The organism is Sphaerochaeta sp. S2 (assembly GCF_016406725.1).
Lineage (GTDB): Bacteria > Spirochaetota > Spirochaetia > Sphaerochaetales > Sphaerochaetaceae > Sphaerochaeta.
In genome coordinates this window covers 1-1466 of the sequence record NZ_JAEKNT010000186.1, presented here as the reverse complement: position 1 = coordinate 1466, position 1466 = coordinate 1, and the positions used below count along the sequence as shown (strand labels likewise).

General features: G+C 54.7%; 1 protein-coding gene. It reads right to left on the bottom strand.

Annotation, left to right across the window (positions count from 1 at the left end):
* Nucleotides 1–72: 72 nt before the first annotated feature.
* The gene (locus tag JF818_RS05025) at nt 73–1206 is read right to left on the bottom strand and encodes an IS110 family transposase (protein WP_198890874.1); all 1134 of its coding nucleotides are present in this window, start codon (nt 1204–1206) and stop codon (nt 73–75) included.
* Nucleotides 1207–1466: the final 260 nt, after the last annotated feature.

Sequence of the window (1466 nt, the reverse complement as noted above, 5' to 3'; positions counted from 1 at the left end):
CTCCTATAAAAAGTCAACAGTAAAGTTAGGAAACTGCTAACCTTTGTTTGTTTTACTATAGGAGCTGTCAAGTCAAGCCCCTATGACCTCCTCGACGGTGAACAGACACTTGTCCCTCACCATCAAGGCTGGATTGAACGGTTCCCTGTTATGGAGCATGGCAAAGATGATTCTCGCCAATTTCCTGGTCGTTGCAATGATTGACTTGCCGGAACCCTTGCCCGTCTTCATTGCCCGGTAATCGGTCATCAGCCTCCATTCACCGGTTATCTTGGAGAGCCGTATCATGCCCATTGTGGCCTGCACGAGTGCTGTTCTCAGCTCCTGCGGGCCGTGCTTGGTTATCCTGCCCATGTGCACCGTCTCGTTGGAGTTGTGCACCGAGGGCACGATGCCCACGTACGAGGCGAACCGCTTGAAATCCCCGCAGAACCTCTTGTCCAGGTCCTTGGTGTAGGCGGCGATTGCGCTGGCCGTCAGGAACCCGACACCCGGGATGGTCATCAGCAGCTGCACATCCTCGTCGTCCCTGGTCATCTCCCGAAGGCGCTTCTCCAGGACCTTGATTTGCTCCTGCACACCTTCTATAATGCCAAGTATCACCTCGAGTGATGCGGCGGCCTCTGTAAAACCTTGATCCGCGAGATCTTTAACCAGGGCCTGCCGCTTTTTATTGCTCTGCAGCTGGGCTGCCTTGGTCGTGATCCCGTAGCCGAGCAGCATCCCGTGGATCTGGTTCTTCATCTTCACCGTGCTGCTCACCAAAAGGCTCCTGCACTTGATCATCCTCCTGAGCTCCTCGCTGCTCTGGTCCGCCAGGTGGCTTTCCGGCAGCATGTCCTTGCCCAGGTAGTAGGCCAGCGTTGCAGCATCCCCTCTGTCGTTCTTCTTGGTGCTCTGGCTGATCACCTTGAACTTGTTGGTGTTCACCACAACCACGGAGAACCCCTCGCCTTCCATCCGGTTCTTGAAGTACCGTGCATTGCCGGTGGTCTCCACCGCCATGGCGACCGAGCATCCCCGCTCGTCCTCCCACTCATGCATCCTCTGCACAAATGCCTGGTAGCCCTCCGTCGTGGTCCGGTACATCCCTTCCTGCAACAGCTCCCCGTCCTCTCCCATCACACAGATGGTGAGCTGGCTCTTGTGCAGGTCGACCCCTACGCTCAACTGTTCAATCTTCTCTTCTCGCTGCTTGTTGCCCATCTCAAGGCCTCCTTGTGCTTTGGTCGGCAAGACAGCTTCCGTTCGGTGATTCCGTCCAATCTCCTATCCGGCCTATCCGCCATCGCTGACGGTGACCATTGAATGATTCGGTACAAACTCTTCATTCTCCTAATCGGCCTCTTACGACCATCAAACATGTCGAACTTGCACCTACTCTGTCTTCCAACCTTGTATCTATAATGATACACCCTTCAGACAGAGCCTCAGTAACCACCTACTGACTTTTTATCATTCCTCCT